The sequence below is a fragment of the Acinetobacter pittii genome (genome assembly GCF_022449185.1).
In the GTDB taxonomy this organism is placed as follows: Bacteria; Pseudomonadota; Gammaproteobacteria; order Pseudomonadales; family Moraxellaceae; genus Acinetobacter; species Acinetobacter pittii_I.
The window spans coordinates 175,883-189,978 of sequence record NZ_JAKUKO010000003.1 but is presented as its reverse complement, the minus strand read 5'-3'; the positions used below and the strand labels follow the sequence as shown (position 1 = coordinate 189,978).

Genomic DNA, 14,096 nt, shown 5'->3' with positions numbered 1-14,096 from the left:
CAATGAATATGAAGTCCGGCAGAAAAAGTCTCGTTAATCTTCAATAGATCCTGCCTGACATCGAATTATAAGAAAGCCACAAACAAATGTATTGTACCAGCAATAAATCCGGTTACCCCACCTAGTACAATAAGAATCCACTCATCCTCCTGAAATGCAGGACGTAATAAATTCTGAAATTCTTTTGGTGTTAGTTCACGAATACGCTCTTTAAACATTTGAAAAATCTTCTGTGCCCGGCTTGCGTTCAGTGCTGGGTCACATACGGGTCCCATCGTAATTTCAATTGAACGATCAATCAAGTCCGTCTTTAATCTTGCGTACTCTCTTGGCCCTAAAGAAAGCTGCAAAGAGGTGCGAACTAATGGGGTTTCCATGATTTCGTTAATATGACGCTTAACAATGCGGCGCGTTTTATCTTTACGCGGCCCGTACATCATTTCGGTCATAATCGTTTTTAACGTGATCAAATCTTCTGTGACTACGCTCGAAAACACATCAGAGACTTCCTCTTGACGCTTCATAAAAGCGCCTTGGACATTATAGGTCCCAATTCGAAGAACGGGTACAATCCATGGAAACTTACGATCTTTTGTTAATCTAAAAATCTGTGGATAACGAATATAATGCGGCTCAATTGGGTTAAATACCATCCAGATTGCGATCCAGTTAGTTAAAAAGCCCCAAATTGCAGCCCAAAATGGTACTGTCCAGTGCCATGGTACTACAAACCAAACCACCATTTGGAAAATACCAAAGAACATGCCAATTAGTGCACTAATATGCCAAATAAAATTAATTTCTTTTTGACCAACCTTTAAGAACATACGTACCATTAAACGGCGATCACCTTCCATCTGGCTTACGACCATTTCACGCATGTTAACCAGTGACTCTACATTCATGGTCAGCTCAGTCACTAATTCTTTTAGCACACCCGGCAATTGCTTATGTGCTTGAGCATAAATACGGCGTTTAATTGAGTAAGGTAGATTTTCCCAAAGCACCGCATTGCGATCGATCATGACTTCATCAATAAGATGTTCAAGTTCAAAACCGACTTGTTCACCAATAATACGCGCCATATCTTCAGGATCCATTGCTTCTAAAAATTCACGCAATGAACCTAATTTAGATAAAGTGTTATCGGTAATAATCCCAGAGATACGTCCTGCTTTACGTGGCACGATACCTTGCCAGCCTACTGGCAATGGTCCTAAATGGAATCCCCAAAATTTAATTGGGTAAAATACCATTTTTAAAGCCATCCACACATGTGCCCATGTGACAAAAGCCGTTACGGGAATAATACTCAAAACGGCCCAAAAATCAGGTCTGTGTAAAAAGGTCTGCCACAATCCACTGACGTACTCTAACATGTAAGACTCTCGTATTTATTTGTGCTCTGCTTATGGCGAGTTAACGATAAACTGCTTTGTTTTATAAACCAAAACTTAGAGAATAAGAAAATTGAATTTGTGGTTTAGTATCTGCAGCAACATTTCCGTTCTGGTCAGTTAATTTTTCAGCCGCACCGATACCCACACTAAAAGTGCTAATTCTTTCTGAATTTAACCACACATAGGCCAAATCAACACCCGCACCTAAACGGGATTTAAAATCACCATCGACCTCTTTACTATCAAGATGACCAGCATAGAAACCGATATAGTAACCATTTTTGTCTGTGCCAGTAAGATAATAAGGATATCGGAAGCCAACTTGACCACCAGCGGTTTTGTCACCATTCAAAAATGCGCCGGCTTTCGCATAGGCAATACCATACGGATTTACCCACTCACCGTTAAGATGTAATAATTTTTGAGTAACGCCTGCACCCACATTCCAGGTAGATGCTTTATGATCTGCTAATTTTGCTTCTGGAAGAAACGAGTAGTCTTGAGCATAGGCCCAATTACTTACCGTCAAAACTGCAAGTAAGGGATAAATTTTTCTCATTATTTTCTCCATTTTCCCTAATCGTATGGTGAGAACAACCCTATTCTATTGAATGAGAGACTTTAACAGAATTATTTTGCTTCTTATATACAAGTATCTACAATTTTGTTGTCTGCAAAGTCAAAAAGTATCTTATTAAAATGCAATGAAACTTTGAAAATTATGCAATATTTTAAGTGCTCTTGCGTTAGAATAAGCAGCTATTTTTCTACCCTATGTCATTAAGTCGATCCTTATGAAACAGCACTTTCCTTTAAAAGATATCCAGCAAGAAAAGCGCATTTATCGAGGTCGTATCTTTTTTGCCGTAGGGATCGTGACCATCTGCTTATTAGTCTTAATTAGCCGATACGCTTATCTACAAATTTTTCATTACGATGAATTCTCAACTGCATCTGACAAAAACCGTATCCGCTTGCAACCACTTCCCCCTGCTCGTGGTTATATCTATGACAGAAACGGTGTATTACTAGCAGATAACTATCCTGTTTTTACAGCAACTTTAAGTAAAACAGATGTAGAAGATGTTGATAGTGTCATCGAGCAATTACAGCCTATTTTAGATTTAACGCAAGAAGATATTGACCGTTTTAAAAGCCGTATAAAAACTGCCCGTAAAACTGAACGCGTCGCGATTAAACTTAATCTAACTGAAGCCAATATTGCTAAATTTAGTGAAGCCAAATATAAGTTTCCGGGTGTTAGAATCGAGACACAAATGACTCGCTATTATCCACACGGTGAATTATTTGCCCATGTGATTGGCTATGTTGGCCGTATTAACGACAAAGAATTAAAAAGTATTGATAAAGACTTATATGCTGGGACCAACCTAATTGGAAAAATTGGCGTTGAAAAAAGTTATGAAGATCTACTGCATGGAACACCGGGTTATGAATCTGTTGAAGCAGATGCACATAGCAATATATTACGTCATTTAGGTCGTAAAGACCCTACTCGCGGTAATGACCTCTATTTATCTTTAGATTACGGTTTACAAGTTATTGCTTCTCAACAGCTCGCAGGTCGTCGTGGAGCTATTGTCGCTATTGATCCTCGTACGGGTGAAATTCTAGCTTTAGTGTCTAGTCCAAGTTTTAACCCTAATTTGTTTGTGACTGGAATTAGTCATACTGATTACAGTTCACTACGTGACAATTTAGACCAACCTCTTTATAACCGCGCTGTACAGGGTGTATATCCACCTGGTTCTACCATTAAACCAATGGAAGCAATGGGTGGCCTACACTACAGTATTGTAGACTGGTCAACAGCAATTTCTGACCCTGGTTATTTCCATCTACCTGGTGATTCACATAAGTTCCGTGACTGGAAGAAATCTGGTCATGGCATCGTGAATATGCATAAAGCGATTGTGCAATCCTGTGATACCTATTTTTATATTCTTGCCCATCAAATGGGTATTGATCAAATGAACCAATGGATGCGCCAATTTGGATTTGGTCAAAAAACAGGTGTCGATTTACCAAGTGAAAGTGAAGGCCTTTATCCAAGTCCTGAATGGAAAATGCGTACGCGTAAAGCGAAATGGATGAAGGGCGAAACTATTTCTGTCAGTATTGGTCAAGGCGCGTTTACAGCCACTCCATTACAGCTTGCGATGGCAACAGCAATTACGGCAAATCATGGTTCTCATGTAACGCCTCATGTTTTACGCGCAACGCATGGTGCAAAACCATTTACAGTACGTAATGCGCCTGATGGCAAAATCAAATTCAACGGCACTGATGAAGACTGGATTCAAATGCGTGATGCCATGATTGATGTAATTCAATCAGGTACTGGCCGCGGTATTCGTACTCCCCTCTACCAAATTGCAGGGAAAACAGGTACAGCACAGGTTAAGAGTATTGCACAGGGTAAACGCTATAACGAAGCAGCTTTGAGTGAACGTCAACTTGACCATGGTTTATTCGTTGGATTTGCCCCTGCCGAAAAACCTGAAATTGCGATTGCAGTCATTTGGGAAAATGGTCGTCATGGTGGTTCAGCTGCTCAACTTGCAAGACCTGTGTTTGATTACTGGCTATTAACTCGTAAGAAAAACCCGATTCGTCCAGCAAATCACCAAGTCAATGGCGGGTTAATGACAGCAGGTATTAAACCAGGTGAACTTCCAAGCGGCGGTGAAAGTTCTGGTCCAGCATCGGCTACAGCTACCACCAATAAACCAGCAGCATCAACACCGCAAGCTGCTCCTGCTCGTCCTGCTACCAATGAGGCCGATGAATAATGAAAAATCAATTACGTATAATTGGCGGCGAATGGAAAAGACGAGTACTTCCTTTCGCAAGTATTGAAGGTTTAAGACCCACCCCAGATCGTGTTCGTGAAACGTTATTTAATTGGCTCATGTGGGACATTCAAAATGCTCAGGTTCTGGACATCTGTACAGGTTCTGGTGCATTAGGCTTTGAAGCACTTTCGCGTGGTGCCGCATCTGTTTATATGATTGAACCTGATAAGACCCAAGCACGATTTTTAAAAGAGAATATCCAGCTTTTAAAAGCGCAGAATTGTCATTTATTCAATACAACTGCTCAGCAAGCATTACCGCGCTTAAAAGAACAATTTGATGTAGTTTTTTTAGATCCGCCTTATAGTCTCGATCTATGGCAAGAGCTCGCTCAATTGGCAGATTCACATATCAAAAATAATGGATACATTTATGTTGAAGCTGACCGAGATTTATCTCAGCTTCACCTTCCTGCATCATGGCAACAAGTAAAAACCACTAAAGCTGGTACAGTCCACGCAGGGCTTTATCAGAAAATTTAAACATGTAGGATTTTATAAAGAATTAATTTACCTGATCTATTTATTTGAATTCGATTATTTTTATTTTTTATTTCAGAATAAATAGATCGTAAAAAATCGTATGAGTTGACCTCGATCATAAGGAAAACTCGAAATATATTCATAACCAATTTTCAGTCTTGGATTAACACTATAATTAACTCCATACCCAACTGAAATGGATAAATCTTGAATATCAATATGATTCGTTAAACCATTACTGTTTTTGTTCTGAAGTTGCCCGGTATCATAGGCCGTGTAATTATAAATTACCCAACGCTCATTTGAATAAAACTCGTTTTTGAGCACATTATAGTTATTAACTTCATCATCATGCTCAATGGCTAACCGCCTTTGTTCCAAGTTTAAATCTGATTGATCTAATAACTGCTCTGTATCTAGTAAAGTAGAATCACTTTCTGGTTGAAAAAAATCATAGGCCTGAACATATCCACTGTAAAAGATAATCAGCGCTGTAAAAACAATATAAATACTTTTATGCACACACATTTTATTTTGCAAATCCAAAAAGGTAGCTTAAAGCTACCTTTTTTTGCAAGGGTTTAATTAACTTAAACCAATAACTGCAACAATTGCTGCGCAAGTACCCATAATTTTTTTGCCATAAGGTACATATCGCGTAAACAATGCACCTAATGCTAAGCCACAGCAATAGATAAGTGCCATACCAGTAACCATACCAGCTACTAATGCAACAATATGTCCCGCATGTGCGAGTTCAACACCATGCGCTATACCATGAAAGCTTGCGAGTAATGCAGCAGCAATAGGCAAAATCCGATTTGATTTTGTCCATAATGCAATCGCTGTAACAATCAAAGAAGCGATAATGCTGTATTCAGCAATACTGGCTGGTACTAAACCTTCAGCACCTACTAAAAAACCTACAATCAAAGTAATGCTTAGTGTAATGACACCAGCAATTTTCCATTGTTTAGCGGCTGACCACAACAAGACACCAAAACCTAAAGCCATGACTAAATGATCTAGACCGGTAAACGGATGAATAAAGCCTGCCATAAAACCAGAATGTGCATGGTCATGTCCCGGATGAGCCATTGCAAGTGCTGGCAATAATGAAAGGAGCACTACACTCCATTTTTTCATGAAGTCCATAATCTCTCCTTAAGCTTTAAACAGGCCTTGTCTCTCAATAAATTGGATAATTTCTTCAAGACCATCTTGTGTTTTCATGTTTGAAAATAAGAATGGCTTTTCTCCGCGCATACGTTTCGCATCTTGGTCCATTACATCAAGGTTTGCACCTACCATTGGCGCAAGGTCAGTTTTATTAATAATGAGTAAATCTGACTTGGTAATACCCGGCCCACCTTTACGAGGAATTTTTTCACCACCTGCTACATCGATCACATATAAAGTTAGATCAGAAAGTTCAGGACTAAATGTTGCAGCTAAATTATCACCACCACTTTCGATAATAATGAGTTCTAAGCCTTCGAATTTTTCACACAAATCATCAATTGCAGCCAAGTTAATTGAAGCATCTTCACGAATAGCTGTATGCGGGCAACCACCAGTTTCTACACCCACAATACGATCTGGCGACATCGCTTCATTACGGGTTAAAAAGTTTGAATCTTCTTTGGTGTAAATATCATTTGTCACCACAGCCATATTGTATTTATTACGCAAGGCTAAACATAAATTAAGAGTAAGTGCTGTTTTACCCGAACCTACCGGTCCGCCAATTCCAACTCGTAATGGACTACGCTCTGTCATGATTTTTATCCTTTTTCCTAAACTTAAGATCTGAATAACCGTGAATATTGTGTTTCGTGTTTCATGCTCAGCATGGCATAACGAGGTAAAGCGCTGCTCAATTGCTCATCATTAAGCTTCAAAGCTTTCTCTACCGCTTGTGGGACTAAACCATGCAAATGCCATAAAATTCTTTGCCCAGCCATTTGTCCTAAAGGAACTGTTTTTACTGCGGCTAAAACCTGATTTTCTAAAACAGTGAAGGTATAAGCCGTAAGTACATCCATGTCGTTGAGTTCCAGTCGGCCACACAGCTGTGCATAGACCGGCACGAAACCAAACTGCTTTTTAACTTCAACTGTTTTTTTTAAAACATCTTTAATCCACGCATTTAAAGAAAATGCCAGCTGTTGAGATTCTGCCAAGAGTTCTTTACTTTCTCTGCTAGCCTTATACAAATTTGCCCATACCAGAAACTGTTCTGAGTCATCATGATATTGCATAAGACGCTTTAATACGGGCAACTCAAACCTCACCAACAACATCTCAAGCACTTCTTCAAAGTAAGCAATTGCCGAGGTTTCGTCATGTATTAAGCCAATATCAATCGCCGTTTCCACACCTTGCGAATAACAATACGCTCCAACTGGCAATGCCGTAGAAGACAGTGTCAGTAATTGCAGTAATTGCGCGGCACTATGAATGGACATGGTGCAAAGCTTTAATCGGGCTTAAACGATGGTCATGACTATGCTGAGCATAAGCCCCACTTTCAGGCTCAAACGGATGATCGGTTTCTGTCACCGTAAGTCCCAAACCTTCTACCATTTCTGCAAGCACATGATCGGGCTCAAAATACAAAGCTGTAGGGGTCAACATTAATGGTACATGTCTATTACCTAAGTGATAGGCGGCTTTAAGCAAATCAAAATCGGTTTGAGCAGTGACTTGCATTAATCGCTCAGGCTTGGCATCAACACGTAATACATCGCCCTCTTGCGTTGCAATATATGAACCACTACGCAAAATGCCAGTACGCGGTAAATCAGCACCAATATCGACGCCACTCGTTAAAGCCGCTCGGAACCGTGATTTTTGACGGGTATCAAAAGTCAGTTCAACCGTTTCAAATGCCTGATCAGGAGAAATATCTTCAAGTCGTTGTGTGTAAATTTTCATTTAGCTTTTCTCTCCTTATTTATTTCTTTCATATCTAGAGTAATGAGACATATCATCTCTATAAAATTCATCAAAATAAGAAATAACGCTGTGCCATCGGTAACACGTCAGCAGGTTCACACGTTAATAATTCACCATCAGCCCGCACCTCATAAGTTTCAGGATGAACATGCATGACTGGACAATATGTGTTGTGCTTCATATCTGCTTTAGTAATTGCACGCGTGTTTTTACATGGGCTAATTAACTTTTTAAGATTTAGTTTCTCAGCAACTTTTTCATCGATTGCGGCTTGAGATAAAAAGGTAATACAGGTGTTATGTACACCACGCGGATAAGCCCCAAACATTGGGCGATAATGCACGGGTTGAGGTGTCGGAATTGAAGCATTAATGTCACCCATCGGTGCCGCTGCAATCATGCCACCTTTAATAATCATGGAAGGTTTCACACCAAAAAATGCCGGCTTCCATAACACTAAATCAGCTAGTTTTCCAACTTCAATTGAACCAATTTCATGACTTAAACCATGGGTAATGGCTGGGTTAATTGTATATTTGGCAATGTAGCGTTTGACGCGATTATTATCATGAAACTCATTGTCACCCTCTAATGGGCCACGTTGTACTTTCATTTTGTGTGCAGTTTGCCAAGTTCGTAAAATCACCTCACCCACGCGCCCCATCGCCTGAGAGTCAGAAGACATCATGGCAATTGCACCTAGGTCTTGCAGAATATCTTCGGCAGCAATGGTTTCACGGCGAATACGACTTTCTGCAAAAGCAATATCTTCAGCAATTGCAGGGTCTAAATGATGACAAACCATGAGCATATCTAAATGCTCATCAATAGTATTAATGGTATAAGGTCGCGTTGGATTCGTTGAAGATGGCAACACGTTACTTTGTCCAATTGCTTTTAAAATATCCGGAGCATGTCCACCACCCGCACCTTCTGTATGGTAGGTATGAATGGTACGGTCTTTAAATGCAGCTAGTGTTTCTTCTAAAAAACCACCTTCATTTAAGGTATCTGTATGAATAGCGACCTGTACATCAAACTCGTCTGCCACACTCAAGCAGTTATCAATGGCTGCTGGTGTTGAGCCCCAGTCTTCGTGTAGTTTTAACCCAATTACTCCAGCTTTAATTTGCTCTCGAATTGGATCTGGCAAACTCAAATTACCTTTGCCTAACAATCCAATATTCATAGGCAAATCATCAATGGCTTGCAACATGGTCGCAATATGCCAAGGCCCTGGGGTCACTGTCGTTGCTGAAGTTCCAGCAGCTGGTCCCGTACCACCACCCACCATTGTTGTTGTACCAGACATTAGCGCGGTTTCAACTTGCTGCGGGCAAATCCAGTGAATGTGAGTATCAATACCACCTGCCGTTAAAATTTGGCCTTCACCCGCAATCACTTCTGTTGCAGCACCTAAAGGAATGGTAATGTCAGGTTGAATATCAGGATTCCCAGCTTTTCCTATTTTCCAAATTCGGCCATTTTTTAAGCCAACATCAGCTTTTACAATCCCCCACCAATCTACGATCAAAGCATTGGTAATCACAGTGTCGGCAACTTCATCGGCTAAAAGTTGAGATTGTCCCATTCCATCACGAATGACTTTGCCACCGCCAAACTTAACTTCTTCACCATAAGTCGTTAGATCTTGCTCAACTTCAATAAAGAGCTCTGTATCAGCCAAGCGAATACGATCTCCAACCGTTGGACCAAACATTTCAGCATATGCACGACGTGACATTTTCATAACTTATTACTCATCTCTTTCATTATCGTTGTTATGTTTAATCCAACTTGCCCATGACGCGGCCTGCAAAACCATATACTTCTCGCTTACCCGCTAAAGCAACAAGCTCTACTTCTCGACTTTGTCCCGGTTCAAAACGTATTGCAGTGCCTGCCGCGATATTTAATCGAAAGCCTTTCGCTGTTTCACGATCAAACTGTAGTGCATCATTTGCTTCATAAAAATGAAAATGGGAACCTACCTGAATAGGCCGATCGCCAATATTAGCAACTACAACTTTTAAAGTTTGCCGTCCAACATTCAGCTCAATGTCTGTATCTGGAGTAATGATTTCACCGGGGATCATAAACGCTCCTTTTATACGATTGGCTGATGAACAGTGACTAACTTCGAGCCATCAGGAAAAGTTGCTTCAACCTGTACCTCAGCAATCATTTCTGGCACACCATCCATCACATCTTCGCGCTTTAATAAAGTTGTTCCGTAATGCATCAAATCACTCACCGTCATACCGTCCCGTGCTCCTTCAAGCAAAGCAGCAGAAATAAAAGCGATAGCTTCCGGATAATTTAGCTTTAAGCCGCGAGCTTTACGGCGCTCAGCGACTAGCCCTGCGGTAAAAATAAGTAATTTATCTTTTTCTGTTGGATTGAGTTCCATATCTCTTTCCTAAATAGCATCTAATTTTCTTTAAGCAAAATACGTGCTCAAAAGCAGCATACTTGTTTTAATCGTTTTTTAAATACGCAATTTAACGTAACTTAGGTTCTCCAGATTCTTGGGAATTCCTCATCTAAATCAAACCAATAACGCCTCAATCTTGCTCTGATTGCCGCAAAAGCATCATGGCAATGTCGGACATCATTTCCCAAGAAACGCGCACAAACTACATCATCTAATAACGTTAAAGTTACAGGTGCTTGCATACGCATCATCAATTCACGAATGAGTTCGAGCTGTTGTTCTAAATAAAATGAAGATCGATATTTCTCAGGAGCAACCGCCCAGAAGCTTCCCATTACGGCTTGATTATTCATACCTAAACACGAACTAAGCCAACGGTCTTCATCCTCAAAAAACAATGTATCTGCAACCAATAATTTTTGTTCTCGCCACAACTTAAACTGGTTGTGATAACTTCCCTGCACAAAACGTTCAGCGCGTGCCTGCCGCCCGAGTACCAACATATCCCAGCCAATAAAACTGGCAGCATGGTCAAGATGAATATGAGTTTCTGAGTGTGCTAGAGCTCCATCAAACAGCATCGTTTCTTGTGGAACCCACTCCAAAATAGACCGATCTCGCACATGAAGATGAATATGCTGAAAGGCCTGTTTCTCATTAGTTTTGTACCACTTTCCAGCACCAGGAGTCGTTACAACCGCATGAGCTTGATCTTTGGTTTCAATTTGAAAAGTAAGATGATCTCCTCCTGCAATTCCTGCTGGAGGATGTACAATAATCGCATGACATACACCTGTTTTTTCAGGCCAGAGCATTTTTTGCACCCTTACAGGGCCATGGTGTTTTCTATGACTCATTATGGTGCGTGAATTTTCAAAACAAAATCCGAGCTCTAATTGCGCATACCAAAATGGTGCTAAAGAGTTTTTTGAAAACGTTTGTACCTGATTCATTCTGGTTCATATGTTCAAAATAAGTGCTTAAAGTTATAAGCAAAATACGCACCAAATATAAAAATAAGCAAAATGATAAAATTAGATACAATTTTTTGATTTTAATGAGTTAAAAAACAATCAATGTCTAACATAAAACCACAGTAACTCATGGAATTATTTATACAATAGCGCCCACCGTTGCTTCCATACTTGCTCTCCATGAAACTTTTTTTCGTGTTAACGCCACTTGTCTTTTTAACTGGGTGTATTTTTGGCCAATCTAGTGAGGTCAAACGTGCAGAAAAAATTCTCCATAATTTTGAATGTAAAAATGTTGAGACAAGTCAGATTGCAACAAGCTCAATTAATTCTTACTACCAACAGTCTTTAGCGGTAAGCAAAGAAAAGGCGACTTCATATGTAGAGAGCTATAAAAATGGTGAAGAGTTATTTGACATGCCGCTAGATGAAGTTATAAAGCAACAATATCAACTTTATAAATCAGCTTGTGATTCTTTAGGTGGAGTTTCTTCTCAACCTTAATATATAAAGGTATTCATTATTTTTTTAGTGAATGCCTTTTTTTAATTTTATATCTTTCTTTTTTGATCAAATTTTACTCACTTTACCTTTTGTTAAAATTAAATTACATACTTAAACTTTTATTAGGCTCTTATATTTCATAGCCTGTTTACTTGTTTTTTATTTATTTTCCGAGGTTTAGATCATCATGAAAAAAACATTATTATCAGTAGCACTCTTAAGTATCCTTCTTGCCGCTTGTAGCAAAAATGAAAATAAAGCCGACACGACAACTCAAGCATCTGCTCCAGCACAAACGACTGAAGCGAATAACAATGCTGTAGATAGCGCGCACACAGCTGAAAACTCACTCGATTGGGACGGCACATATAAAGGCACTCTCCCATGCGCAGACTGTGAAGGTATTAAAACCGAATTAGAACTTAAAGATGATAAAACCTACGAGCTGACCGAAACTTATCTTGGTAAAGGTGATAAAAACCCATTTGAAACCCATGGTACCTTTACTTTCGACAAAGATAATACTTCAATTATTACGTTAGATGATAAAGGCCAAAACCGTAAATTCTTTATTGGTGAAAATACTGCAACTGCTTTAGATATGGAAGGTAAAAAAGTTGAAGGCTCTTTAGCTGAACACTATGTTTTGAAAAAATAATTTTTAATAATTAAAAAACCCGCTCATTTGAGCGGGTTTTTTTATGAATCAATTCTTAGTGAGCTGCGAATTGGTTCATTGTGTTTTTAGCATCGTCATGTGCTTTAAGAGCATTATCACCAGAGAAGATTTCTTTGTGATCATCACCGATGTCAGAACCCGCCATTGCTTGGTGTTTAACACAAGCGATACCGCCGCGGATTTCTTTACGTTGTACGCCAGCAACATAAGCCAACATACCTTCAGAACCGAAGTAACCTTGTGCAAGCTCATGAGTAGAAAGAGCAGCAGTGTGGTAAGTCGGAAGTGTGATCAAGTGATGGAACACACCCGCTTCACGAGAAGCATCTGCTTGGAAAGTACGGATCTTGTCATCAGCATCAGCAGCTAATTCAGTGTTGTCATATTCAGCACTCATTAATTTAGCGCGGTCATATGCAGAAACGTCTTTACCTTCAGCAACCCAACGATCGTAAGCTTGTTGACGGAAGTTTAAAGTCCAGTTGAATGATGGGCTGTTGTTATAAACAAGCTTAGCATTTGGAACAACTTCTTTAACACGGTTAACCATGTGTGCGATTTCTTCTACGTTTGGAGTCGCAGTTTCGATCCAAAGAAGGTCAGCACCATTTTGTAGGCTAGACACACAGTCAAGTACAACACGGTCAATTTGAGTGTCAGCACGGAACTGATATAAGCCAGAAGGTAAACGCTTAGGACGGTGTAATTTACCATCACGCTTGATTAAGATTTCATCTTCTTGAGCATCAGCAATGTCAATTTCTTGAGTATCTAAGTAGCTGATGTATTGAGAAGCGATGTCACCTGGCTCTTTAACCACTGGGATTTTTTGAGTCAAGTCAGCGCCTTCAGAGTCAGTACGCGCAACAATGATACCTTCTTCAAGACCCATTTCTAAGAATGCATAACGTAATGCATGGATCTTAGCGATGAAGTCTTCGTGTGGAACAGTTACTTTACCAGCTTGGTGACCACATTGTTTAGCATCAGATACTTGGTTTTCGATTTGAAGCGCACAAGCACCAGCTTCGATCATTTTCTTAGCAAGTAAGTAAGTTGCTTCTTCGTTACCGAAACCAGCATCGATGTCCGCAATAATTGGCACAACGTGAGTTTCAAAGTTGTCGATTTGAGCTGTGATTTCAGCTGCTTTAGCAGTATCACCAGCTTCTTGTGCTTTTTTAAGCGCACGGAATAAATCGTTTAATTCTTTTGCGTCAGCTTGACGTAAGAAAGTATAGATTTCTTCGATCAATGCAGGAACAGAAGTTTTTTCGTGCATAGATTGGTCAGGAAGTGGACCAAATTCAGAACGAAGAGCAGCAACCATCCAACCAGAAAGGTAGATATAACGTTTGCTTGTAGTACCGAAATATTTTTTGTTCGCAATCATTTTTTGTTGTGCGATGAAACCATGCCAGCAACCTAATGATTGAGTATATTTGCTTGAGTCAGCATCGTATTCAGCCATATCACGACGCATAATCGCAGCTGTATACTTAGCAATATCTAAACCAGTTTTGAAACGGTTTTGAAGTTGCATACGAGCAGCATCTTCTGGGCTAATGTCTGCCCAAGTATTGCCGAATTTTGCTTTTAATTGACGTACTGCATCAATCGCTGTTTGATATGTAGTCATGATATTGTCCTGTATTCATTTTAGGATTTCATCGATTGAAGCCTAGAGTCACGTTACTTAAATTTCTTATGACACCAGCTGCTTCCTCATGAACACAGCTTAGACTTAGCCAATCAATTAATCCAATATCCTTTGTTAATCTTCGGTATT

At 39.8% G+C, this 14,096-nt stretch carries 16 protein-coding genes; 4 read left to right on the top strand and 12 right to left on the bottom strand.

From position 1 onward, the window contains the following. Positions 1–65 precede the first annotated feature (65 nt). Together MKX14_RS09595 and MKX14_RS09590 are read right to left on the bottom strand one after the other, a co-directional pair. Positions 66–1,379 carry a hypothetical protein gene (locus MKX14_RS09595; protein ID WP_108008627.1) on the bottom strand — a complete coding sequence of 438 codons (1,314 nt, stop codon included), beginning with the start codon at positions 1,377–1,379 and terminating at the stop codon, positions 66–68. Between the two features lie 61 nt (positions 1,380–1,440). After that, complete coding sequence (locus MKX14_RS09590; RefSeq protein ID WP_108008629.1) at positions 1,441–1,959, bottom strand: hypothetical protein; 519 nt, start codon at positions 1,957–1,959, stop codon at positions 1,441–1,443. A 235-nt stretch (positions 1,960–2,194) separates the two neighbouring features. On the opposite strand from MKX14_RS09590, the gene mrdA reads away from it, so the two are divergent. Further along, positions 2,195–4,213 carry a penicillin-binding protein 2 gene (gene mrdA / locus MKX14_RS09585; protein WP_240282331.1) on the top strand — a complete coding sequence of 673 codons (2,019 nt, stop codon included), beginning with the start codon at positions 2,195–2,197 and terminating at the stop codon, positions 4,211–4,213. Continuing rightward, positions 4,213–4,758 carry a 16S rRNA (guanine(966)-N(2))-methyltransferase RsmD gene (rsmD, locus tag MKX14_RS09580; protein ID WP_133481667.1) on the top strand — a complete coding sequence of 182 codons (546 nt, stop codon included), beginning with the start codon at positions 4,213–4,215 and terminating at the stop codon, positions 4,756–4,758. Before mrdA ends, rsmD begins: the two co-directional genes overlap by 1 nt. Before the next feature lie 72 nt (positions 4,759–4,830). On the opposite strand, the gene MKX14_RS09575 is transcribed toward rsmD, so the two are convergent. From MKX14_RS09575 to MKX14_RS09535, 9 genes are all read right to left on the bottom strand, one after another. Then, positions 4,831–5,286 (bottom strand): hypothetical protein, encoded by a 456-nt coding sequence (locus tag MKX14_RS09575; protein WP_345892615.1) that lies wholly within the window; start codon positions 5,284–5,286, stop codon positions 4,831–4,833. A 57-nt stretch (positions 5,287–5,343) separates the two neighbouring features. Next, entirely contained in the window at positions 5,344–5,913 is a 570-nt protein-coding gene (ureJ, locus tag MKX14_RS09570; RefSeq protein ID WP_240282329.1) for a HupE/UreJ family protein, read from the bottom strand. Positions 5,914–5,922: 9 nt separating this feature from the next. After that, positions 5,923–6,537: an urease accessory protein UreG gene (ureG, locus tag MKX14_RS09565; protein ID WP_046812718.1), complete on the bottom strand. Its 615-nt coding sequence runs from the start codon at positions 6,535–6,537 to the stop codon at positions 5,923–5,925. 23 nt (positions 6,538–6,560) lie between these two features. Further along, a complete protein-coding gene (gene ureF / locus MKX14_RS09560; protein ID WP_046812719.1) occupies positions 6,561–7,226 on the bottom strand; it encodes an urease accessory protein UreF in 666 nt (221 codons plus the stop codon). Next, positions 7,213–7,695: an urease accessory protein UreE gene (ureE, locus tag MKX14_RS09555; protein WP_133481662.1), complete on the bottom strand. Its 483-nt coding sequence runs from the start codon at positions 7,693–7,695 to the stop codon at positions 7,213–7,215. Before ureE ends, ureF begins: the two co-directional genes overlap by 14 nt. 70 nt (positions 7,696–7,765) lie before the next feature. Beyond that, a complete protein-coding gene (gene ureC / locus MKX14_RS09550; protein WP_046812720.1) occupies positions 7,766–9,466 on the bottom strand; it encodes an urease subunit alpha in 1,701 nt (566 codons plus the stop codon). 37 nt (positions 9,467–9,503) lie between these two features. Further along, complete coding sequence (gene ureB, locus MKX14_RS09545; RefSeq protein ID WP_046812721.1) at positions 9,504–9,812, bottom strand: urease subunit beta; 309 nt, start codon at positions 9,810–9,812, stop codon at positions 9,504–9,506. An 11-nt stretch (positions 9,813–9,823) separates the two neighbouring features. Beyond that, positions 9,824–10,126, bottom strand: a complete 303-nt coding sequence (gene ureA / locus MKX14_RS09540; protein ID WP_002117495.1) for an urease subunit gamma — start codon at positions 10,124–10,126, stop codon at positions 9,824–9,826. A 101-nt stretch (positions 10,127–10,227) separates the two neighbouring features. Continuing rightward, positions 10,228–11,103: an urease accessory protein UreD gene (locus MKX14_RS09535; RefSeq protein WP_213067225.1), complete on the bottom strand. Its 876-nt coding sequence runs from the start codon at positions 11,101–11,103 to the stop codon at positions 10,228–10,230. A 201-nt stretch (positions 11,104–11,304) separates the two neighbouring features. Here MKX14_RS09535 and MKX14_RS09530 point away from each other — a divergent pair, with 201 nt between their 5' ends. After that, a complete protein-coding gene (locus tag MKX14_RS09530) occupies positions 11,305–11,628 on the top strand; it encodes a hypothetical protein (protein ID WP_046812723.1) in 324 nt (107 codons plus the stop codon). A 187-nt stretch (positions 11,629–11,815) separates the two neighbouring features. Beyond that, the gene (gene cutF, locus MKX14_RS09525; RefSeq protein WP_108008637.1) at positions 11,816–12,286 is read left to right on the top strand and encodes a copper resistance protein NlpE; all 471 of its coding nucleotides are present in this window, start codon (positions 11,816–11,818) and stop codon (positions 12,284–12,286) included. Positions 12,287–12,341: 55 nt separating this feature from the next. Here the strand turns inward: cutF and aceA are convergent, their stop codons facing one another. Next, positions 12,342–13,946, bottom strand: coding sequence for an isocitrate lyase (gene aceA, locus MKX14_RS09520; protein ID WP_002117581.1), 1,605 nt, complete (start codon positions 13,944–13,946; stop codon positions 12,342–12,344). Between the last annotated feature and the right edge of the window lie 150 nt (positions 13,947–14,096).

Bases quoted from the DNA above. Each gene is read 5' to 3' on its own strand.
- mrdA (WP_240282331.1), top strand. From the start codon at position 2,195: ATGAAACAGCACTTTCCTTTAAAAGATATCCAGCAAGAAAAGCGCATT.
- MKX14_RS09530 (WP_046812723.1), top strand. From the start codon at position 11,305: ATGAAACTTTTTTTCGTGTTAACGCCACTTGTCTTTTTAACTGGGTGT.
- ureJ (WP_240282329.1), bottom strand. From the start codon at position 5,913: ATGGACTTCATGAAAAAATGGAGTGTAGTGCTCCTTTCATTATTGCCA.
- MKX14_RS09590 (WP_108008629.1), bottom strand. From the start codon at position 1,959: ATGAGAAAAATTTATCCCTTACTTGCAGTTTTGACGGTAAGTAATTGG.
- aceA (WP_002117581.1), bottom strand. From the start codon at position 13,946: ATGACTACATATCAAACAGCGATTGATGCAGTACGTCAATTAAAAGCA.
- cutF (WP_108008637.1), top strand. From the start codon at position 11,816: ATGAAAAAAACATTATTATCAGTAGCACTCTTAAGTATCCTTCTTGCC.
- ureA (WP_002117495.1), bottom strand. From the start codon at position 10,126: ATGGAACTCAATCCAACAGAAAAAGATAAATTACTTATTTTTACCGCA.
- MKX14_RS09595 (WP_108008627.1), bottom strand. From the start codon at position 1,379: ATGTTAGAGTACGTCAGTGGATTGTGGCAGACCTTTTTACACAGACCT.
- MKX14_RS09535 (WP_213067225.1), bottom strand. From the start codon at position 11,103: ATGAATCAGGTACAAACGTTTTCAAAAAACTCTTTAGCACCATTTTGG.
- ureF (WP_046812719.1), bottom strand. From the start codon at position 7,226: ATGTCCATTCATAGTGCCGCGCAATTACTGCAATTACTGACACTGTCT.
- rsmD (WP_133481667.1), top strand. From the start codon at position 4,213: ATGAAAAATCAATTACGTATAATTGGCGGCGAATGGAAAAGACGAGTA.
- ureE (WP_133481662.1), bottom strand. From the start codon at position 7,695: ATGAAAATTTACACACAACGACTTGAAGATATTTCTCCTGATCAGGCA.
- ureC (WP_046812720.1), bottom strand. From the start codon at position 9,466: ATGAAAATGTCACGTCGTGCATATGCTGAAATGTTTGGTCCAACGGTT.
- MKX14_RS09575 (WP_345892615.1), bottom strand. From the start codon at position 5,286: ATGTGTGTGCATAAAAGTATTTATATTGTTTTTACAGCGCTGATTATC.
- ureG (WP_046812718.1), bottom strand. From the start codon at position 6,537: ATGACAGAGCGTAGTCCATTACGAGTTGGAATTGGCGGACCGGTAGGT.
- ureB (WP_046812721.1), bottom strand. From the start codon at position 9,812: ATGATCCCCGGTGAAATCATTACTCCAGATACAGACATTGAGCTGAAT.